The organism is Streptomyces sp. NPDC102441, assembly GCF_044765585.1.
Taxonomy (GTDB): Bacteria; Actinomycetota; Actinomycetes; order Streptomycetales; family Streptomycetaceae; genus Streptomyces.
The window spans coordinates 95,355-114,676 of record NZ_JBIWKH010000009.1 but is presented as its reverse complement, the minus strand read 5'-3'; the positions used below and the strand labels follow the sequence as shown (position 1 = coordinate 114,676).

Below are 19,322 nucleotides of genomic sequence, written 5' to 3'. Positions count from 1 at the left end.
GCCAGCCGGAAGCCCTCAGGGGGCGTCCTTGTCGCGGTTCCCGTGCAGTCGGGACTTCACGTCGTCCGGGGGCAGGAAGCGTGACCAGCGCTCGGGGAATTCGGACGGCATGGACACGTCCTCGTCCTCGTCCTCGTCGGCGTAGGCGTCCCAGTTCGCGGCCTGGGCACGGGCCAGGAGTTCCGCGGCCTGCGCCGCCTTGACGCGCTCGCTGGTGGCGCGGGCCTCGGCGGTGGCGAGCGAGGGCCAGACACGGTCGATCGCGGCGTTCACCGCGGCGCCCACGAGTACGGCGAAAGCGGAGATTCCTATCCAGAGCAGGACAGCGATGGGCGCCGCCAACGAGCCGTAGATCGTGGGTCCTTCGACCGTGCTCGTCAGATAGATCCGCAGCAGGAAGCTGCCCACCACCCACATCCCGAGCGCCACGAGCGCCCCGGGCACGTCCTCCATCCACGGTGAGCGGACGGGGACGGACACGTGGTAGAGCGTCGTCAGGAACGCGATGGACAGCAGTATCACCAGCGGCCAGTACATGACCGCGAGCACCTCGGTGCCCCACGGGACGAACTCCACCACCCGGTCGGGACCGACCACCAGCAGCGGCAGCACCACCGCGCCCAGCAGCAGCGCGACCACGTACAGCAGAAAGGCGAGCAGCCGGGTCCTGACGATGCCGCGGTGGCCATCGAGCCCGTACATCACGGTGATGGTGTCGATGAAGACGTTCACCGCGCGTGATCCTGACCAGAGCGCGATCGCGAAGCCGATGGAGATGACGTCGGGGCGCGCGCCCGTGGTCACGTCGGCTATGAGGGGCTTGGCGATCTCCTTGACGCCCCGCTCGGAGAGCACCGTCTGCACCGCGCCCAGGATGTTGCGCTCGATGGAGGCGACCGTGGTGGTGGACGTCCAGTCGTCGACGTAACCGAGCAGCCCGATCATGCCGAGCAGCAGCGGCGGCAGGGACAGCAGAGTGAAGAACGCCGCCTCGGCCGCGAGGCCGAGGATGCGGTACTCGACACACGAGTTGACCGTGTCCTTGAGCAACTTCCATGCCATCTGCCGCTTCGAGACGTTGCGGTAGAGGACTCGAGCCCGGTGGAGCCGACCCGATGGCCGCTCGGGTGTTTCATTTGCTGCCTGCACCTCCTTACCGTATCGGCATGGCACCCAGCACCCACACAGTGACCAACCAGGTACCGCCGCTGACCGGCTATGACGTCTTCTCCGGTGACCGGGTACTGACAGAGGCCGTCGAGCGGCATCTCGCGCCCGGAGTCCTGGACGAGGCCCGGGAGGAACTCAGCACGCTGGGCCGGTCCGCCGGCTCCCCACAGGCGCAGGAGTGGGGTGCGCAGGCCAACGAGAACCCGCCGAGGCTGCGCACGCACGACCGCTACGGACACCGCGTCGACGAGGTCGACTTCCACCCGGCCTGGCACCGGCTGCTGGGGCACGCGGTCACGGCCGGGCTGACCGACGCCTGGGGCAGGCAGGGCGGCCATGTCCGGCGCGCGGCCGGGTTCCTGGTCTGGACGCAGGCCGAGGCGGGGCACGGATGCCCGCTGTCGATGACGCACGCGGCGGTCCCGGCGCTGCGGACCGATCCCGCGCTGGCGGCGGAGTGGGAGCCGCTGCTGACGTCGCACGTGTACGAGGAGGGTCTGCGGCCCGCGTCGCAGAAGACCGGTGTGCTCTTCGGGATGGGCATGACGGAGAAGCAGGGCGGCACCGACGTACGGTCCAACACGACCCGGGCCGTACCGCTGGCCGGGGACGGGGAGTATCTGCTCACCGGCCACAAGTGGTTCTGTTCGGCGCCGATGTCCGACGGCTTCCTGGTGCTGGCGCAGGCGCCCGGCGGGCTGAGCTGCTTCCTCGTGCCGCGGGTCCTGCCGGACGGCGCCCGCAACGTGTTCGCGATCCAGCGTCTCAAGGACAAGCTGGGCAACAGGTCCAACGCGTCCGCCGAGGTCGAGTTCGACGGGACGTGGGCCCGCCTGGTCGGCGAGGAGGGGCGGGGGGTGCGCACCATCATCGAGATGGTGGCGACGACCCGGCTGGACTGTGTGGTCGGTTCGGCGGCGCTGATGCGGCAGGCCGTGGCGCAGGCGATCCACCACAGCGCCTACCGCAGCGTGTTCGGCGGGCTGCTGATCGAGAAGCCGCTGATGCGCAACGTACTGGCCGACCTGGCTCTGGAGTCGGAGGCGGCGACGACGCTCGCGCTGCGGCTGGCCGCCGCGTACGACGCGGACACGGAGGAGGAGCGTGCCTTCCTGCGGATCGCGGTGCCGACGGCCAAGTACTGGGTGACGAAGCGGTGCGGTGCGGTGGTCGGGGAGGCCCTGGAGTGCCTCGGCGGCAACGGTTACGTCGAGGAGTCCGGGATGCCCCGGCTGTTGCGCGAGGCCCCGCTGAACTCGATCTGGGAGGGCTCGGGCAACGTACAGGCCCTCGATGTGCTGAGGGCGCTGCAGCGTGAGCCGCAGGCGCTCAACGCCTTCCTCCAGGAGGTCGGGAAGGCCCGTGGCGCGGACCACCGGCTCGACGCGGCGATCAAGGACCTGCTGACGGAGCTTGCCGACCTGGACGCCGCCGAGGCGGGTGCCAGGCGGCTGGTGGAGCGGATGGCCCTGGTGCTGCAGGGGTCGCTGCTGCTGCGCTGGGCGCCGCCGGAGACCGCGGACGCGTTCTGCGCCTCACGGCTGGGCGGGGACTGGGGCTCGGCCTTCGGGACGCTGCCGCACAGTCTGGATCTGGCCACGGTCGTGGAGCGGGCGCGGGCTCAGGCAGGCTAGAACGGCCCGGGACAAACGACGGAGGGTGGTGCTGCGCCGACACGGCACCACCCTCCACGCTTGTGCACCACCGCACGGCGGGTCGGGGACTCCCCGCACGGTGTTCCCCCCACCTTCGTACGGTCTGCGACCTGCCGACAGAGTTGCAAGGGGTTGCAACCATTGCGTGGAGTCGGAGCCAATGGGCCCCCCGCACGGCAGGATGGGTACTCAGGGCCGGGTTCCTCTCTTCCGGACCGGGCCCGAGTTCGGTTGGGGGGACTCGTCATGGAGACACATTCTGCCGCGCGACCGCGGCCGGAAAACGCCTCGTACCCAGCGGTGACCGAGCGCCTGGTGCACCGTGCGCGCGAGGCCCGGCTGGCGGGCGAGCGTACGGCGGCGGCTCCGCGCGCGGAGATCGACGCCTCCTGGGACCGTGTGCTGCGCAGCGGGATCGATCCCGAGCAGTCACCGGAGAGCAGGCTGCTGGAGACGGACGAGATCGAGCACCGGCGCAGAAGCGCGGCGCTCGGCGAGGTCATGCCCTTACTGCGGAAGGGGCTGGCCACCATCGCGGACGCGTCGCAGCAGATCATGGTCGTCACCGACACCGAGGGCCGGGTCCTGTGGCGTCAGGGTCACGCGGCCGTGATGCGTCTGGCCAAGGACATCTGCCTGGAGGAGGGTGCCGCCTGGGCGGAGGCGGCCACGGGGACGAACGCCATCGGCACGGCGCTCGCCGTGCGCACCCCCATTCAGGTCCATTCCGCCGAGCACTTCATCCGCGCCCTGCACAACTGGACCTGTGCGGCGGCCCCGGTGCGCGACCCCCGGGACGGCCGTCTGATGGGCATCGTCGACATCAGCGGGCCGGCCTCCACCTTCCATCCGGCGACGCTGGCGCTGGTCGGTTCGGTGGCGGCGCTGGCCGAGAGCGAGCTGCGCGGCCGGCATCTGGTGGCGATCGAACGGCTGCGCTCGGTGGCCGCCCCGCTCCTGTGCCGGCTGGGCGGCCGCGCGCTGGTGGTGGACACCCATGGCTGGCTGGCCGCCGTCAGCGGGATGCCGCCCGTGGACCGGCTGCCGCTGCCGAAGTCGCTGGAGCCGGGCACGGTGTGGCTGGCCTCGCTCGGGATGTGCCGGGTGGAGCCCCTGCCCGGCGGCTGGCTGGTCCAGGTCACGGAGGGCACGCACGACCACGCGCCGCGCCGGGTGGTGCTCGACCTGAGCCGGGAGCGGGGGCTCACGGTCCATGTGTCGGGCCCGGTGGGCAGCTGGACGCACCCGCTCTCGCCCCGCCACGCGGAGCTGCTGTACGCCCTGGCCCTGCATCAGGAGGGGCGCACCGCGGCGGAGCTGGCCGAGGACGTCTTCGGTGACGCTTCCAGGACGGTGACGGTGCGGGCCGAGATATCGCGGATGCGCCGCCACCTCGCGGAGGTGCTGACGCATCGGCCGTACCGCTTCCGGGAGGGCGTCGAGGTGGAGGTGGTCCACCCGGAGGTGCCGGCCGACCTGCTGCCCCGTTCGACGGCCCCGGTGGTGATCAGGACGCGGATGCCGGCGGGCACGGCCTGAGAGTCTCCGAGGCCGGGACGGGTTTGGGCAGCGGCCCGCAGTCGTGGTTTTCTGACCGCCATGAGCCACTCCACGCCCTCCGCCCCCGCTGTCTCCGACGTGACCGTCTGGTACCTGCAACAGACGGCGCCCGGCGATCTGAGCCCGGCCGCCGCCCCGGCGGACGGAGTGACGGTGGCACGCTCGGAGATACCGCTGCCGGAATTCAGCCGGTTCCTCTACACGGCGGTGGGCGGGGACGTCCGGTGGACCGACCGGCTGGACCTCACCTACGCGCAGTGGCAGGAGATCATCGAGCGGCCGGCGGCCGAGACCTGGGTGGCGTACGAGAACGGGACCCCGGCGGGGTTCATCGAGCTCGACGCCCAGGAGGACGGGGCGGTCGAGATCGTCTACTTCGGCCTGATCCCTTCCTTCCGGGGCCGCCGGATCGGCGGCCACCTGCTGTCGTACGGCGTGGCGCGCGCATGGGACCTCGCTGAGCGCCACCCGGAGCGGACTCCCACCCGGAGGGTGTGGCTGCACACCTGCTCCGACGACGGTCCGCACGCGATGGACAACTACCTGCGGCGGGGTTTCCGGCTGTTCGACACGAAGACCGAGGAGCAGGAGCCCGAGGCCGTCGCCCCCGGCCCCTGGCCCGGGGCGTACGCCTGACCGCACGCCGTTCATGTCGCTTTGTCGGCAGGTCATGTCGCTTTGTCGGCAGGACGGGCGTGATCGACACCACAGCGTCTCACATTTCGGGACCATCTCGTCCAGATACTGGATCGTGGTGGACTGGCCCGAGATTCGCGTGACACGCTTCCGTCATGTCTGGAACTGGAATTGCCTTGGTGAGTCGGCGGCACGTCGACCTCGGCCGCATGTCCAGCGCCATCTGTCCGGTCCGCTGAGAGTCTCCAGCACCGCGCATTCCTGAAGTCAGCTCCACCCCTGCGCACCGCCGCGCCTCACGCGAGTGTGCAGTTCAGAGCCGCCCTCCTGCAGTCCCGAAGGACGTATAGCCATGGCCGCCATCCCCGAGAAGCCTGCTACCGCCACGCCCCGCCGCAAGGCCGGACGTCACCGTGGTGAAGGTCAGTGGGCTATGGGTCACTTCACCCCGCTGAACGGGAACGAGCAGTTCAAGAAGGACGACGACAGTCTCAACGTGCGGACACGCATTGAGACGATCTACTCCAAGCGCGGATTCGACTCCATCGACCCGAACGACCTCCGCGGGCGTATGCGCTGGTGGGGCCTGTACACCCAGCGCCGGCCCGGCATCGACGGCGGCAAGACCGCGGTGCTGGAGCCGGAGGAGCTGGACGACCGCTACTTCATGCTGCGTGTGCGCATCGACGGCGGAAGGCTGACCACCGCGCAGCTGCGCGTCATCGGCGAGGTCTCCGAGCAGTACGCGCGCGGCACCGCCGACATCACCGACCGGCAGAACGTCCAGCTGCACTGGATCCGCATCGAGGACGTCCCGGCGATCTGGGAGAAGCTCGAGGCGGTCGGACTCTCGACGACCGAAGCCTGCGGTGACTGCCCCCGTGTGATCATCGGTTCCCCGGTGGCCGGGATCGCCGCCGACGAGATCATCGACGGCACGTCCGCGGTCGACGAGATCCATGAGCGCTACATCGGCAGCAGGGAGTTCTCCAACCTGCCCCGCAAGTTCAAGACCGCGATCTCGGGCTCGCCGGTCCAGGACGTGGTGCACGAGATCAACGACATCGCGTTCGTGGGTGTCGACCACCCCGAGCACGGTCCCGGCTTCGACCTGTGGGTCGGCGGAGGGCTCTCCACCAACCCCCGGTTCGCCGAGCGTCTGGGCGCCTGGGTGCCGCGGGACGAGGTGCCCGACGTCTGGGCCGGCGTCGTCGGGATCTTCCGCGACTACGGCTACCGCCGGCTGCGCACGCGTGCCCGGCTGAAGTTCCTGATGGCCGACTGGGGTCCGGAGAAGTTCCGTCAGATCCTCGAGGACGAGTATCTCAAGCGTCCGATGCTGGACGGACCGCCCCCGGAGCAGCCCAGCTCCCGCTGGCGCGACCACATCGGTGTGCACGCGCAGCAGGACGGCCGCTTCTACGTGGGCTTCGCCCCGCGCGTCGGACGGGTGGACGGGTCCACCCTCTCCAAGATCGCGGAACTGGCCGAGGCACACGGCTCGGGCCGGGTGCGCACCACCGTCGAGCAGAAGATGCTCATTCTGGACGTGGAGCAGGACCGGATCGAGTCGCTGACCGCCGGTCTCGAGGCACTGGACTTCCAGGTGAACGCCTCGCCCTTCCGGCGCGGCACGATGGCCTGCACCGGCATCGAGTTCTGCAAGCTGGCGATCGTCGAGACGAAGGCGCGCGGCGCCGCGCTCATCGACGAACTGGAGCGCCGCATGCCGGACTTCGAGGAGCCGCTCTCCATCAACATCAACGGCTGCCCCAACGCCTGCGCCCGCATCCAGACCGCGGACATCGGCCTCAAGGGCCAGCTCATGCTGGACGACCAGGGCAACCAGGTCGAGGGCTACCAGGTGCACCTCGGCGGTGCGCTCGGCCTGGAGGCCGGCTTCGGCCGCAAGGTCCGCGGGCTGAAGGTCACCTCGGCCGAACTCCCGGACTACGTCGAGCGGGTGCTCGGGAGGTTCCAGGAGGAGCGCGAGGACGACGAGCGCTTCGCGACCTGGGCCGCCCGGGCCAGTGCGGAGTCGCTGTCATGAGCGAGCGAGCCGCGCCGTTCTACTGCCCGTACTGCGGCGACGAGGACCTGCGTCCGCACGAGGCGGGGCACGGCGCCTGGGAATGCGCTTCCTGCAATCGCGCGTTCCAGCTGAAGTTCCTGGGCCTCCTGGCTCACGGACTCCGGCGCAACGACGTGGAAGGGGACGGGACATGACGGACACGCTGCAAGCGGGCGAGCTCACCGACGAGGCCCTTAAGGAACTGGCCGACCAGGCGGGCCGCGACCTGGAGGACGCCTCCGCGAGCGACATCCTGAAGTGGGCGGCCGACACCTTCGGCAAGCGCTTCTGCGTCACCTCCTCCATGGAGGACGCGGTCGTCGCGCACCTCGCCTCCCGGGTCTTCCCCGGCGTCGACGTCGTCTTCCTCGACACCGGATACCACTTCGAGGAGACCATCGGCACCCGGGACGCGGTGGACGCCGTGATGGACGTCAACCTCATCACGCTGACCCCGCGTCAGTCGGTGGCCGAGCAGGACGCCGAGTACGGGCCGAAGCTGCACGACCGCGACCCGGACCTCTGCTGCGCGCTGCGCAAGGTCAAGCCTCTGGAGGAGGGGCTGACCGCGTACGCCGCCTGGGCGACCGGACTGCGCCGCGACGAGTCCCCCACCCGGGCGAACACCCCCGTCGTGGGCTGGGACGAGAAGCGCCGCAAGGTCAAGGTCTCGCCGATCGCCCGCTGGACCCAGGACGACGTGGACGCGTACGTCGCGGAACACGGCGTACTGACCAACCCGCTGCTGATGGACGGTTACGCCTCCGTCGGCTGCGCGCCCTGCACCCGCCGGGTGCTGGAGGGCGAGGACGCGCGGGCCGGCCGCTGGGCCGGGCGGGGCAAGACCGAATGCGGGCTGCACGGCTGATGACGACTGATCAGGAGATATCGATGAGCGTGACGGAGACGGGGGCCACCGTCTGGCTCACCGGTCTGCCGAGCGCCGGCAAGACCACCATCGCCTACGAACTGGCGGGCCGACTGCGCGCGGACGGGCACCGGGTCGAGGTGCTCGACGGTGACGAGATCCGGGAGTTCCTCTCCGCCGGGCTCGGCTTCTCCCGCGAGGACCGGCACACCAACGTCCAGCGGATCGGCTTCGTCGCCGAACTGCTGGCCGCCAACGGTGTGAAGGCCCTGGTCCCGGTCATCGCACCGTACGCCGACAGCCGTGACGCGGTGCGCAAGCGTCACCAGCAGGAGGGCACCGCGTATCTGGAGGTGCACGTCGCGACCCCGGTCGAGGTGTGCTCCGAGCGCGATGTGAAGGGGCTGTACGCCAAGCAGGCGGCGGGCGAGATCAGTGGTCTCACCGGGGTCGACGACCCCTACGAGGCTCCCGAGTCGCCGGATCTGCGGATCGAGTCGCACCAGCAGACCGTGCAGGAGTCCGCAGCGGCGCTCCGTGCGCTGCTCACCGAGAGGGGCCTGGCGTGAGCACTGTCGCCACCGTGCCGGAAGGCACTGTCAACCCGTACGCGCTGAGCCACCTGGACTCCCTGGAGTCCGAGGCGGTGCACATCTTCCGTGAGGTGGCGGGTGAGTTCGAGCGGCCGGTGATCCTTTTCTCCGGCGGCAAGGACTCGATCCTGATGCTGCACCTCGCGCTGAAGGCGTTCGCCCCCGCACCGGTCCCCTTCACGCTCCTGCATGTCGACACCGGGCACAACTTCCCCGAGGTCCTCGAATACCGCGACCGCGCCGTCGAGAAGCACGGACTGCGCCTGCACGTCGCCTCCGTCCAGGAGTACATCGACGCCGGCAAGCTCCGCGAGCGCCCCGACGGCACCCGCAACCCCCTGCAGACCGTCCCCCTCACCGAGGCCATCCAGCAGCACCGCTTCGACGCCGTCTTCGGCGGCGGACGCCGCGACGAGGAGAAGGCCCGCGCCAAGGAACGCGTCTTCTCACTCCGCGACGAGTTCTCCCAGTGGGACCCCCGCCGCCAGCGCCCCGAACTCTGGCAGCTCTACAACGGCCGCCACGCCCCCGGGGAACACGTCCGCGTCTTCCCGATCTCCAACTGGACCGAACTCGACGTCTGGCAGTACATCGAGCGCGAGGGCATCGAGCTCCCGCAGATCTACTTCGCCCACGAGCGCGAGGTCTTCAACCGCTCCGGCATGTGGCTGACCGCGGGCGACTGGGGCGGCCCCAAGGACCACGAGACGGTCGAGACCCGCCAGGTCCGCTACCGCACCGTCGGCGACATGTCCTGCACCGGCGCCGTCGACTCCGACGCCACCACCCTGGACGCCGTCATCACCGAGATCGCCGCCTCCCGCCTCACCGAGCGGGGCGCCACCCGCGCCGACGACAAGATGTCCGAGGCCGCGATGGAAGACCGCAAGCGCGAGGGGTACTTCTAAAAATGACCACCATCACCGACCTCTCTGCCACCACCCTGCTGCGGTTCGCCACCGCCGGGTCCGTCGACGACGGCAAGTCCACCCTCGTCGGACGCCTCCTGCACGACTCCAAGTCGGTCCTCACCGACCAGCTCGAAGCCGTCGCACTGGCCTCCACCAACCGCGGCCAGGAAACACCCGACCTCGCGCTCCTCACCGACGGGCTCCGGGCCGAACGCGAGCAGGGCATCACCATCGACGTGGCCTACCGCTACTTCGCCACGCCCCGCCGCCGGTTCATCCTCGCCGACACCCCCGGCCACGTGCAGTACACCCGCAACATGGTCACCGGGGCCTCCACTGCCGAGCTGGCCGTCGTCCTCGTCGACGCCCGCAACGGCGTCGTCGAGCAGACCCGCCGCCACGCCGCCGTCGCCGCACTCCTCCGCGTCCCCCACGTCGTCCTCGCCGTCAACAAGATGGACCTCGTGGACTACGCGGAGCCCGTCTTCGCCGCGATCGCCAAGGAGTTCACCGCGTACGCCGCCTCGCTCGGTGTCCCGGAGATCACCGCGATCCCGATCTCGGCGCTGGCCGGGGACAACGTCGTGGAACCGTCCGCCCACATGGACTGGTACGGCGGCCCGACGGTCCTGGAGCACCTGGAGACGGTGCCGGTCAGCCACGACCTCACCGAGTGCCACGCGCGCTTCCCCGTGCAGTACGTGATCCGCCCGCAGACCGCCGAACACCCCGACTACCGGGGGTACGCCGGCCAGATCGCCGCCGGCGTGTTCCGGGTCGGCGACACCGTCTCCGTGCTGCCCTCGGGCCGCACGTCGACGATCGCCGGGATCGACGCCCTGGGTGAGAGCGTCGACATCGCCTGGGCGCCGCAGTCAGTGACGCTGCGGCTCACCGACGACCTCGACATCTCGCGCGGCGACCTGATCGCACCGAGCTCCGACGTGCCCGCTGTCACGCAGGACGTCGAGGCGACGGTCTGCCACGTGGCGGACCAGCCGCTCACCGTGGGCCAGCGGGTGCTCCTCAAGCACACCACCCGCACGGTCAAGGCGATCGTCAAGGAGATCCCGTCGCGGCTCACGCTGGACGACCTCTCCCAGCACCCGGCCCCCGGGCAGCTGGTGGCGAACGACATCGGCCGTGTCGTCGTCCGTACGGCCGAGCCGCTCGCGCTCGACACCTACGCGGCCTCGCGGCGCACCGGCTCGTTCCTGCTGATCGACCCCGCCGACGGCACGACGCTGACGGCCGGCATGGCGGGCGCCTCGTTCGCCGCCACCGACGGCGACGAGAGCGCCGCGGACACCTCCGCCGAGGACGCGGAGTGGGACTTCTGATGATCACCGATTTCTTCTCGACCTTCGCGAAGGAGGGCGGCCGGGTCGGCAGCGGCGCCCTCGGCAGCGGCCAGGGCGGGGTCGGGCGATGTGCGTGATGACGTACGCGCACTGCCTGCGCGCCCGCTCGCACCGACCGCACCGCCAGTCCAGACGAAGACCTGCCGATCGCCCGGCCGCGCCACCTGACCCCAGGGGGACGTGAGCACCGGGCCAACGAGAGGAAAGCCTCCCGTGTCTGCCACCCGTACCACGCTCCGCCGCGGCCTCGTCGCTGCCGCCGCTCTGCCGCTGCTCGCCGTGGCGGCCACCGCCTGCGGCTACGGTTCCGAGGCCAAGGACGACGACACCGCGAAGTCGAACGTCTCCGCCGGCGGGAAGAAGCTCTCGGCCGACACCGTGAAGATCGGCTACTTCCCGAACCTCACGCACGCCACCGCCCTGGTCGGTATCCAGGAAGGCCTCATCGCCAAGGAGCTGGGCGGCACCGCGGTCAAGCCCTCGACGTTCAACGCCGGGCCCTCCGAGATAGAGGCGCTCAACGCGGGTTCGATCGACATCGGCTTCATCGGCCCCTCCCCCTCGATCAACGGCTACGCCAAGTCCCAGGGCCAGAGCCTGCGGATCGTCGGAGGCTCTGCCTCCGGTGGCGTGAAGCTCGTCGTGGACCCGAAGAAGATCAAGACCCTGGACGACCTCAAGGGCAAGAGGATCGCCACCCCGCAGCTCGGCAACACGCAGGACGTGGCATTCCTCAACTGGATCTCCGAGAAGGGCTGGAAGGTCGACGCCCAGAGCGGCAAGGGCGACGTCTCCGTGGTCCGATCGGACAACAAGGTGACTCCGGACGCCTTCAAGGCCGGTTCCCTGGACGGCGCCTGGGTCCCGGAGCCGACCGCTTCGAAGCTGGTCGCCGAGGGCGGCAAGGTCCTGCTCGACGAGTCGACGCTGTGGCCGGACGACAAGTTCGTCATCACGAACATCATCGTGTCGCAGAAGTTCCTCTCCGAGCACCCGGACGTCGTGGACGCGGTGCTGCGCGGCACGGTGAGCACCAACAAGTGGATCAACGCCAACCCGGACAAGGCCAAGGCCTCCGCCAACTCGGCGCTGGAGAAGCTGAGCGGCAAGGCGCTGCCCGCCGAGGTCCTCGACCCGGCGTGGGAGTCCATCCAGATCACCGACGACCCGCTGGCCGCCACGCTCGAAGCGCAGGCGGACCACGCGGTCAAGGCCGGTCTGCTGGAGAAGCCCGACCTCAAGGGCATCTACGACCTGAAGCCGCTGAACAAGATCCTCAAGGCCGCGGGACAGCCCGAGGCCGCCGACGCCGGTCTCGGCGTCAAGTAGCCCACCCGACCGCACCAGGATCCCCTGACGACTCCCAGGAGGTGACGACCATGGCGACCACCACCCTCACCAAGGCCGAGGACCGTGCAGCGGTCGAGCACGCCGCTCGGATCACCAACGTCTCCAAGTCCTTCGCCGGACCCACGGGGCAGCAGCTCGTCCTGGACGACATCACGCTCGATGTCGCCCCGGGCGAGTTCGTCACCCTCCTGGGAGCATCCGGGTGCGGTAAATCGACGCTGCTCAACCTGGTGGCCGGACTCGACCGCCCGACCGCGGGGTCCATCGAGACCCCTGGCGGGCGGCCGGCCCTGATGTTCCAGGAGCACGCCCTCTTCCCGTGGCTGACCGCGGGCAAGAACATCGAACTGGCCCTGCGGCTGCGCGGGGTACCGAAGTCGGACCGCCGCCCGGAGGCGGAGCGGCTGCTCGAACTCGTGCGCCTCGGCGGGGCGTACGGGAAGCGGGTGCACGAGCTCTCGGGCGGGATGCGACAGCGGGTGGCGATGGCCAGGGCGCTCGCCCAGGACAGCCAGCTGCTGCTGATGGACGAGCCGTTCGCCGCGCTCGACGCCATCACCCGTGATGTCCTGCACGACGAACTGACTCGGATCTGGCGGGAGACGAACGCCTCCGTCCTCTTCGTCACCCACAACGTGCGCGAGGCGGTACGGCTCGCCCAGCGCGTCATCCTGCTGTCCTCGCGCCCCGGCCGGATCGCCCGGGAGTGGACGGTCGACATCGAGCAGCCTCGCCGCATCGAGGACACCGCCGTGGCGGAGCTGTCCGTCGAGATCACCGAACAACTGCGTGGGGAGATCCGCCGACATGGCCAGCACTGAAACGAAGGCCGACGACCTGGCGGGTCTCGAAGCAGGCCTGGACGCCCTCGACGCCGTACAGGTGCGCAGGACGCCGGCCCGCGAGATCCTGCTCAGCAAGGTCCTGCCGCCGGTCGTCGCGGTCGTCCTGGTGGTCCTGGTCTGGCAGTTGCTGGTCTGGGCGAAGGTCACCGACGACTACAAGCTCCCTCCGCCCGGAGCGGTCTGGGACAGCCTCACCGACATGTGGATGCAGGGCACCCTGCTGGAGGTCGTCTGGACCAGCGTGTCGCGCGGTCTGCTCGGCTTCGTGATGGCCGTCGTGATCGGCACCCCGCTGGGTCTGCTGGTCGCGCGGGTCAAGGTGGTCCGGGCCGCGATCGGCCCGATCCTGTCCGGGCTGCAGTCCCTGCCGTCCGTGGCGTGGGTCGCGCCGGCCATCATCTGGCTCGGTCTGGACGACAAGACGATGTACGCGGTGATCCTGCTCGGCGCGGTGCCGTCCGTCGCCAACGGTCTGGTCTCCGGCGTGGACCAGGTGCCGCCGCTGTTCCTGCGCGCGGGCCGCACGATCGGCGCGACGGGGCTGCGCGGGACGATCCACATCGTCCTGCCGGCGGCGCTGCCCGGTTATCTGGCGGGCCTCAAGCAGGGCTGGGCGTTCTCCTGGCGCTCGCTGATGGCCGCCGAGATCATCGCGTCCTCGCCCGACCTGGGCCTGGGGCTCGGCCAGTTGCTGGAGAACGGCCGGAACAACTTCGACATGCCGGGGATCTTCCTGGCGATCCTCCTCATCCTGTTCGTCGGCATCGCGATCGACCTGCTGATCTTCAGCCCGCTGGAGCGGCGGGTGCTGCGCAGCCGCGGTCTCCTCGTCAAGAGCTGAGTTCCCATGGCCTCCCCCGTCCTGCTCGTCATCGCCCACGGCAGCCGCGACCCGCGGCACGCGGCGACCGTGCACGCGCTCACCGCGCGGGTACGGTCGTTGCGTCCCGGGCTGCGTGTGGAGACGGGCTTCCTGGAGTTCAACGCCCCGTCCGTGCCGAGGGTGCTGGAGCGCCTGGCCGCGGAGGGGGCGGGCGAGGTCGTCGCGCTTCCCCTGCTGCTGACCAGGGCCTTCCACGCCAAGTCGGACATCCCCTCGGTGCTGCGGGAGGCCCGCACCCGGCTCCCGCGGCTGCGGATCAGCCAGGCCGATGTCCTGGGCCCGTCCCCGCTGCTGAACGCGGCGCTGGAACAGCGGCTGCACGAGGCCGGGGTCTCCCCCGGCGAGAAGGGCTCGACCGGGCTGGTCCTGGCCTCGGCGGGCTCCACGGACCCGGAGGCGAGCGCAGTGATCGCTGAAATCGCGCGGGAGCTGCGGCATACCGGTTGGTGCGCCGTGCGGCCTGCGTTCGCCTCCGCATCTCTCCCCCGCACCGCCGACGTCGTACGCGCCCTGCGGGCCGACGGCGTACGGCGGGTCGCGGTGGCGCCGTACGTCATCGCCCCCGGCCGTCTCCCCGACCGTATCGCCGCGGGGGCGGAGGAGGCCGGGGCGGATGTGCTGGCCGGCGTCCTGGGGCCGTCCCCCGCGCTGGCCCGGCTGCTGCTGACCCGGTACGACGGGGCTCTCGTCCCGCTGGACGGGGCGTTGAGCGCCTAGCCCACCATGTCCGGCGCCCGGTCGGACTCCGGCACCGCGCTCCGCCGCTTGCGGAGCGATATGGGGCAGGTTTGACTGTCTACGGAATCGGCTCCTGCGTGTACGGAGACGGTGACACCGAGAGCGGCCGCGGTCTGAAGACAGGTGGGACATGAATCTCATTGAAGAGACCATTGAGGTCGCGGTGCCGGTCCGTACTGCTTACAACCAGTGGACGCAGTTCAAAAGCTTCCCGCGATTCATGTCCACGGTGAAGAAGGTCGAGCAGATCCGACCGAATCTCACCAACTGGGTGATCGGCTTCGGCCCGCTGCGACGCGATTTCACGGCGGAGATCGTGGAGCAGCTTCCCGACTCACATGTGGTGTGGCGCAGCCTTGAGGGGCGCTCCAGCCATCAGGGTGAGGTGTCGTTCCGTACGGCGGGGCCGGACCGTACCGAAATCGCCGTACGCATAAGAGTGAAGCAGCACAGAGTCGCAGACCTCTTCACCAGGTTCACGCATCGCGTGGTCCGATCCGAACTGGCACATTTCAAGGAGTTCATCGAGGGCCTGGGCCAGGAGGGTGGCGCCTGGCGAGGCTCCATCCGGAACGGCCACGTCCAGCCGATGGAGCCGGAACCGCCCAGAAGCCGGGTCCCCCACTGGCCTGTCGGCTGACCCGTCTCCTTCAGCGCAAGAGAGCGAGAGACTCCCGATGAAGAAGCCGCCGAGCCACGAACCGGATGACGAACTCAGCGTGACTCCGCCCAAGAAATGGGCGGCCGGAGTGCCCGCGGTGACGCACGCCCTGGAGTACTCCCTGGAGGAGACATCGGTCCGGCGGACAGGGACGACGCTGCTGACCATGAACCAGGTGGGTGGCATCGACTGTCCCGGTTGCGCCTGGGCGGATCCCTCCCCGGGTCATCGGCACCTCAACGAGTACTGCGAGAACGGCGCCAAGCACATCAACGACGAGGCCACGACGCGCCGCATCACCGCCGACTTCTTCCGCAGGCACTCGGTCTCCGAACTGGGGAAGCGGTCCGATCTGTGGCTCAACCAGCAGGGCCGGCTCACCGAGCCGATGGTCAAGCGGGACGGTTCGGACCACTACGAGCCGATCAGCTGGCACGACGCCTTGGGGCTGCTCGCCGAGGAACTGAGGACGCTGGACTCGCCTGACGAAGCGGTCTTCTACACGTCGGGCCGGGTGAGCAACGAGGCCGCGTTCCTCCTGCAGCTCTTCGCCAGGGTCTTCGGCACCAACAATCTGCCCGACTGCAGCAACATGTGCCATGAGTCCAGTGGCTTTGCTCTGCACGAGACCCTGGGCACGGGCAAGGGCTCGGTGAGCCTCGAGGACATCCACCATGCTGACCTGATCTTCCTGGTGGGGCAGAATCCCGGCACCAACCACCCGCGGCAGCTCTCCGCACTGGAGGAGGCCAAGGGAAACGGCGCTCGCGTCATCGCGGTGAACACCCTGCCGGAGGCCGGACTGCTGCGGTTCAAGAACCCGCAGAAGGCCCGTGGCGTCGTTGGCGACGGCGTCCAGATCGCCGATCGTTTCCTTCACATCCGCAGCGGCGGCGACCTCGCGATGTTCCAGGGCCTGAACCGGCTTCTGCTCGAAGCGGAGGACGCCCAGCCGGGCACCGTGCTCGACCACGAATTCATCCGCTCGAACACCAGCGGATTCGAGGAGTTCGCCCGGCACGCCCGGACCGTCGCCTGGGAGGACATCCTCACCGCCACGGATCTCACACGCGAGGAGATCGAGGCGGTCCGCGACGAGGTCCTGCGCAGCAAGCGTGTCATCGTGTGCTGGGCCATGGGGGTCACGCAGCAGAAGCACGGTGTGCCCACGGTCAGGGAGATCGTGAACTTCCTGCTTCTGCGCGGCAACCTCGGCAAGGCCGGAGCCGGTACCTGCCCGGTCCGGGGGCACAGCAACGTGCAGGGCGACCGGACGATGGGAATCTGGGAGCAGATGCCCGACTCGTTCCTGGACGCGCTGGAGCAGGAGTTCGGCTTCGAACCGCCCCGCGCCCACGGGCTCGACTCGGTGAACTCGATCAAGGCCATGCAGGAAGGCCGTGTCAAGGTCTTCCTGGGCGTCGCCGGCAACTTCGTCCGAGCCGCTCCCGACAGCACCTACACCGAGAACGCCATGCGGCGATGCGGGTTCACCGCCCACATCTCCACGAAGCTCAACAGGTCCCACACCGTGTGCGGCCGGACCGCCCTCATTCTGCCCACCCTCGGGCGTACCGAACTGGACACCCAGGCGACCGGTGAGCAGTTCGTCACCGTGGAGAACTCCATGAGCGAGGTACACACCTCGTACGGGCGTCTGAAGCCGGCCTCGAAGCTCCTGCTCAGCGAGGTCGCCATCCTGGCCCGGCTCGCCGTCCGCACTCTCGACGGCAAGGGCGGAATTCCGTGGGAGCAGTTCGAGGCCGACTACGGGGCCATCCGTGACCGCATCTCGAACGTGGTGCCGGGGCTGCACCACTTCAACCGCCGTGTGATCCGTCCCGGTGGCATCAGGCTGCCCAATCCCGTCAACGAGGGGATCTACCCCACCCCCGTCGGCAAGGCCCTGTTCAGCTGCAATGCCTGGGAGATGTCGTCGGCCCCCGAGGGGCACCTGCTGTTGCAGACCTTGCGCTCCCACGACCAGTGGAACACCATCCCCTACACCGAGAACGACCGCTACCGGGGCATCCGCGGAAGCCGCCGGGTGGTCATGGTGAACCCGCAGGACATGGACCGGCTCGGCCTGGCGGAAGGACAGCGCGTCGACCTGGTGAGCGTGTGGGCCGACGATGTCCTGCGCCGCGCGGAGGACTACAAGGTGGTGCCCTACCCGACCTCGGCCGGATGCGCCGCCGCCTACTACCCGGAGACCAATGTCCTGCTGCCGCTGGACAGCGTGGCCGTGACCAGCAACCAGCCGACCGCCAAGGGCATCGTGGTCCGACTGGAGCCCACCGTCTCGGTGAAGTCCACGTCGTAGGCCTTCACCACCCGCTGCTGAGGTACGCGGAACCGGGCAGCGCCAGGAGGCCCGGCCGGTGGGTGTGCGCCATCGCGGCGATCTCCCCGGCCGGGGAGGCGCCGTGGCCGGTGTGCCCCTCGTGCGGCGAGCACCACCTCGTGACCCGCCTCCGCGAGCCGTCCGCCTATGGCGCCGCCCGTTCCCACGATGATGTAGCGCATACCAGGGGGCCTGGCACGGCGTCCGCTCCCACGGAAAGCACCCACGGAGAGCACGGACGGCAACGGGCCGCGCTCGGTGAGCGCGGCCCGTCGGCACGTGGGTGGTGTGTGCTGTGTGAGCCCTAGAAGACGCTGACGCCGTAGGCGCTCAGCGCCTCGGTGACGGGCTGGAAGAACGTGGTGCCGCCGGAGGAGCAGTTACCACTGCCGCCCGAGGTGAGGCCCAGCGCCGTGCTGCCGGAGAAGAGCGAGCCGCCGCTGTCGCCGGGCTCGGCGCAGACGTTGGTCTGGATCAGGCCGTAGACGATGTCGCCGCTGCCGTAGTTGACCGTCGCGTTGAGGCCCGAGACGGTGCCGCTGTGGACGCCGGTGGTGGAGCCGCTGCGCTTGACGGACTGGCCGACGCTGGGGGTCGCGGCGGAGGTGATGTCCTGGTAGCTGCCGTTGTAGAGGTAGACCCGGCCGTCGGCGGCGGAGGAGCTGGCGTGCCGGATGAGCCCGTAGTCGTTGCCCGGGAAGCTGGAGCCGGCCCTGCTGCCGAGAGTGGTGCTCTGGCCGGAGTTGGTGTACCAGGTGCTGCCTATCTCCGTGCAGTGCCCGGCGGTCAGCGCGTAATAGGTGCTGCCGCTGCGGACGTTGAAGCCGAGGGAGCAGCGCCCGCCGCCGGCGTAGATGGCCTGGCCGCCCGCGATGAGCTTGTTGAACGTGCCCTCGGTGCGGTTGATGTCGGCCTTCGCGCCCGAGTCGGTGACCGACTTCTCGATCGTGGCGATCTCGGCGGCGGTGACCGTGCTGTCGACGGTCACGACGACCTTGCCGGTACTCGCCTCGGTGTACCAGGCGGTGCCGGCGATGTCGGCGCCGCGCACGGCCGAACTCGCGTCGGCCAGCTCGGCCTTCGTCACGGTGGTGTCCGGTGCCGCCTGGGCCACCGCTGTGGGTGCCGCGAGCGCTACGGCGGTCACGAGACCTGAGGTCGCGGCGATGATGCGGGCACGTCTGGAGAGCGAGCTGAGGGGGGCGAAAGGCTTGAAGGTCACAGGATCCTCCGTCATCGGGGGTGTCCGGCCCGCTGGGTGGGCGGGCCGGGGCGTGCGGCTGTTCACAGCCATGGGGTTCTAGTCGTGAACCTGCCAACCGCACGCCTCGAATCCTTGACTCCGCTTCACCCGGTGACAAGGTCGCCTTCCGGACCCCGACGGAGAACGGATCCTGAACTCCGATATGCGTGCGGGCGGCTTCCGAACAACGGCGTCCGCCCACCGAACGGAAGGAGGCAGCGAATTGCAGCAAAGCCCTTCACGGGGAGCGGACATCGGCCGCGGTCTACGCGCATCGCGTTCACACACACGGGGCCTGCCCGTCCGGCGCACCCCTGCGGGTGTCCGCGGCCCGGTCCGGGCGCCTCGAGGCCCAGCCGGTTCGGGCGGCTTACCGGCGTTTTGCCCGGGCGCCCCAGGTGGCCGGAATCAGCCCTTCCGGCGAGAACCGGCC

Annotated in this window: 18 protein-coding genes; 16 read left to right on the top strand and 2 right to left on the bottom strand. The window is 69.8% G+C overall.

The annotated features are described in order from the left end of the window. Positions 1 to 15: 15 nt before the first annotated feature. The gene (locus tag ACIREO_RS20975; RefSeq protein WP_404112287.1) at positions 16 to 1,149 is read right to left on the bottom strand and encodes a YihY/virulence factor BrkB family protein; all 1,134 of its coding nucleotides are present in this window, start codon (positions 1,147 to 1,149) and stop codon (positions 16 to 18) included. Positions 1,150 to 1,166: 17 nt separating this feature from the next. Between ACIREO_RS20975 and ACIREO_RS20970 the strand changes: the two genes are divergently transcribed. The 16 genes from ACIREO_RS20970 (at position 1,167) to ACIREO_RS20895 (ending at position 17,625) form a co-directional block, all read left to right on the top strand. Then, entirely contained in the window at positions 1,167 to 2,804 is a 1,638-nt protein-coding gene (locus ACIREO_RS20970) for an acyl-CoA dehydrogenase family protein (protein WP_404112284.1), read from the top strand. A gap of 267 nt (positions 2,805 to 3,071) precedes the next feature. Continuing rightward, positions 3,072 to 4,364, top strand: a complete 1,293-nt coding sequence (locus ACIREO_RS20965) for a GAF domain-containing protein (protein WP_404112281.1) — start codon at positions 3,072 to 3,074, stop codon at positions 4,362 to 4,364. Between the two features lie 60 nt (positions 4,365 to 4,424). Then, positions 4,425 to 5,021: a GNAT family N-acetyltransferase gene (locus ACIREO_RS20960; protein ID WP_404112278.1), complete on the top strand. Its 597-nt coding sequence runs from the start codon at positions 4,425 to 4,427 to the stop codon at positions 5,019 to 5,021. A 155-nt stretch (positions 5,022 to 5,176) separates the two neighbouring features. After that, positions 5,177 to 5,260: a putative leader peptide gene (locus ACIREO_RS20955; protein ID WP_349817346.1), complete on the top strand. Its 84-nt coding sequence runs from the start codon at positions 5,177 to 5,179 to the stop codon at positions 5,258 to 5,260. Between the two features lie 113 nt (positions 5,261 to 5,373). Continuing rightward, positions 5,374 to 7,071, top strand: a complete 1,698-nt coding sequence (locus ACIREO_RS20950) for a nitrite/sulfite reductase (protein WP_404112275.1) — start codon at positions 5,374 to 5,376, stop codon at positions 7,069 to 7,071. Beyond that, on the top strand, positions 7,068 to 7,247 hold the full coding sequence (locus tag ACIREO_RS20945; RefSeq protein ID WP_404112272.1) for a hypothetical protein: 180 nt from the start codon (positions 7,068 to 7,070) through the stop codon (positions 7,245 to 7,247). The genes ACIREO_RS20950 and ACIREO_RS20945 overlap by 4 nt, the downstream gene beginning before the upstream one ends. After that, the gene (locus ACIREO_RS20940) at positions 7,244 to 7,960 is read left to right on the top strand and encodes a phosphoadenylyl-sulfate reductase (RefSeq protein ID WP_404112269.1); all 717 of its coding nucleotides are present in this window, start codon (positions 7,244 to 7,246) and stop codon (positions 7,958 to 7,960) included. The genes ACIREO_RS20945 and ACIREO_RS20940 overlap by 4 nt, the downstream gene beginning before the upstream one ends. Further along, on the top strand, positions 7,960 to 8,529 hold the full coding sequence (gene cysC, locus ACIREO_RS20935) for an adenylyl-sulfate kinase (protein ID WP_099174957.1): 570 nt from the start codon (positions 7,960 to 7,962) through the stop codon (positions 8,527 to 8,529). Before ACIREO_RS20940 ends, cysC begins: the two co-directional genes overlap by 1 nt. Then, on the top strand, positions 8,526 to 9,461 hold the full coding sequence (cysD, locus tag ACIREO_RS20930) for a sulfate adenylyltransferase subunit CysD (RefSeq protein ID WP_404112266.1): 936 nt from the start codon (positions 8,526 to 8,528) through the stop codon (positions 9,459 to 9,461). The genes cysC and cysD overlap by 4 nt, the downstream gene beginning before the upstream one ends. Before the next feature lie 2 nt (positions 9,462 to 9,463). Continuing rightward, a complete protein-coding gene (locus tag ACIREO_RS20925; RefSeq protein ID WP_404112263.1) occupies positions 9,464 to 10,804 on the top strand; it encodes a sulfate adenylyltransferase subunit 1 in 1,341 nt (446 codons plus the stop codon). A 234-nt stretch (positions 10,805 to 11,038) separates the two neighbouring features. Continuing rightward, positions 11,039 to 12,154 (top strand): aliphatic sulfonate ABC transporter substrate-binding protein, encoded by a 1,116-nt coding sequence (locus tag ACIREO_RS20920; RefSeq protein ID WP_404112260.1) that lies wholly within the window; start codon positions 11,039 to 11,041, stop codon positions 12,152 to 12,154. Positions 12,155 to 12,204: 50 nt separating this feature from the next. Further along, entirely contained in the window at positions 12,205 to 12,996 is a 792-nt protein-coding gene (locus ACIREO_RS20915) for an ABC transporter ATP-binding protein (RefSeq protein WP_393765303.1), read from the top strand. Continuing rightward, positions 12,983 to 13,861: an ABC transporter permease gene (locus ACIREO_RS20910; protein ID WP_404112257.1), complete on the top strand. Its 879-nt coding sequence runs from the start codon at positions 12,983 to 12,985 to the stop codon at positions 13,859 to 13,861. The genes ACIREO_RS20915 and ACIREO_RS20910 overlap by 14 nt, the downstream gene beginning before the upstream one ends. Positions 13,862 to 13,867: 6 nt before the next feature. After that, entirely contained in the window at positions 13,868 to 14,620 is a 753-nt protein-coding gene (locus ACIREO_RS20905) for a sirohydrochlorin chelatase (protein ID WP_404112253.1), read from the top strand. Between the two features lie 151 nt (positions 14,621 to 14,771). After that, complete coding sequence (locus ACIREO_RS20900; protein WP_404112251.1) at positions 14,772 to 15,281, top strand: SRPBCC family protein; 510 nt, start codon at positions 14,772 to 14,774, stop codon at positions 15,279 to 15,281. 37 nt (positions 15,282 to 15,318) lie between these two features. Then, positions 15,319 to 17,625, top strand: coding sequence for an FdhF/YdeP family oxidoreductase (locus ACIREO_RS20895; protein WP_404112248.1), 2,307 nt, complete (start codon positions 15,319 to 15,321; stop codon positions 17,623 to 17,625). 325 nt (positions 17,626 to 17,950) lie between these two features. Here ACIREO_RS20895 and ACIREO_RS20890 read toward each other — a convergent pair whose 3' ends face one another. Further along, on the bottom strand, positions 17,951 to 18,868 hold the full coding sequence (locus ACIREO_RS20890) for a S1 family peptidase (protein ID WP_404112245.1): 918 nt from the start codon (positions 18,866 to 18,868) through the stop codon (positions 17,951 to 17,953). Between the last annotated feature and the right edge of the window lie 454 nt (positions 18,869 to 19,322).

Bases quoted from the DNA above. Each gene is read 5' to 3' on its own strand.
- ACIREO_RS20970 (WP_404112284.1), top strand. From the start codon at position 1,167: ATGGCACCCAGCACCCACACAGTGACCAACCAGGTACCGCCGCTGACC.
- ACIREO_RS20965 (WP_404112281.1), top strand. From the start codon at position 3,072: ATGGAGACACATTCTGCCGCGCGACCGCGGCCGGAAAACGCCTCGTAC.
- ACIREO_RS20960 (WP_404112278.1), top strand. From the start codon at position 4,425: ATGAGCCACTCCACGCCCTCCGCCCCCGCTGTCTCCGACGTGACCGTC.
- ACIREO_RS20955 (WP_349817346.1), top strand. From the start codon at position 5,177: ATGTCTGGAACTGGAATTGCCTTGGTGAGTCGGCGGCACGTCGACCTC.
- ACIREO_RS20950 (WP_404112275.1), top strand. From the start codon at position 5,374: ATGGCCGCCATCCCCGAGAAGCCTGCTACCGCCACGCCCCGCCGCAAG.
- ACIREO_RS20945 (WP_404112272.1), top strand. From the start codon at position 7,068: ATGAGCGAGCGAGCCGCGCCGTTCTACTGCCCGTACTGCGGCGACGAG.
- ACIREO_RS20940 (WP_404112269.1), top strand. From the start codon at position 7,244: ATGACGGACACGCTGCAAGCGGGCGAGCTCACCGACGAGGCCCTTAAG.
- cysC (WP_099174957.1), top strand. From the start codon at position 7,960: ATGACGACTGATCAGGAGATATCGATGAGCGTGACGGAGACGGGGGCC.
- ACIREO_RS20925 (WP_404112263.1), top strand. From the start codon at position 9,464: ATGACCACCATCACCGACCTCTCTGCCACCACCCTGCTGCGGTTCGCC.
- ACIREO_RS20915 (WP_393765303.1), top strand. From the start codon at position 12,205: ATGGCGACCACCACCCTCACCAAGGCCGAGGACCGTGCAGCGGTCGAG.
- ACIREO_RS20910 (WP_404112257.1), top strand. From the start codon at position 12,983: ATGGCCAGCACTGAAACGAAGGCCGACGACCTGGCGGGTCTCGAAGCA.
- ACIREO_RS20905 (WP_404112253.1), top strand. From the start codon at position 13,868: ATGGCCTCCCCCGTCCTGCTCGTCATCGCCCACGGCAGCCGCGACCCG.
- ACIREO_RS20900 (WP_404112251.1), top strand. From the start codon at position 14,772: ATGAATCTCATTGAAGAGACCATTGAGGTCGCGGTGCCGGTCCGTACT.
- ACIREO_RS20895 (WP_404112248.1), top strand. From the start codon at position 15,319: ATGAAGAAGCCGCCGAGCCACGAACCGGATGACGAACTCAGCGTGACT.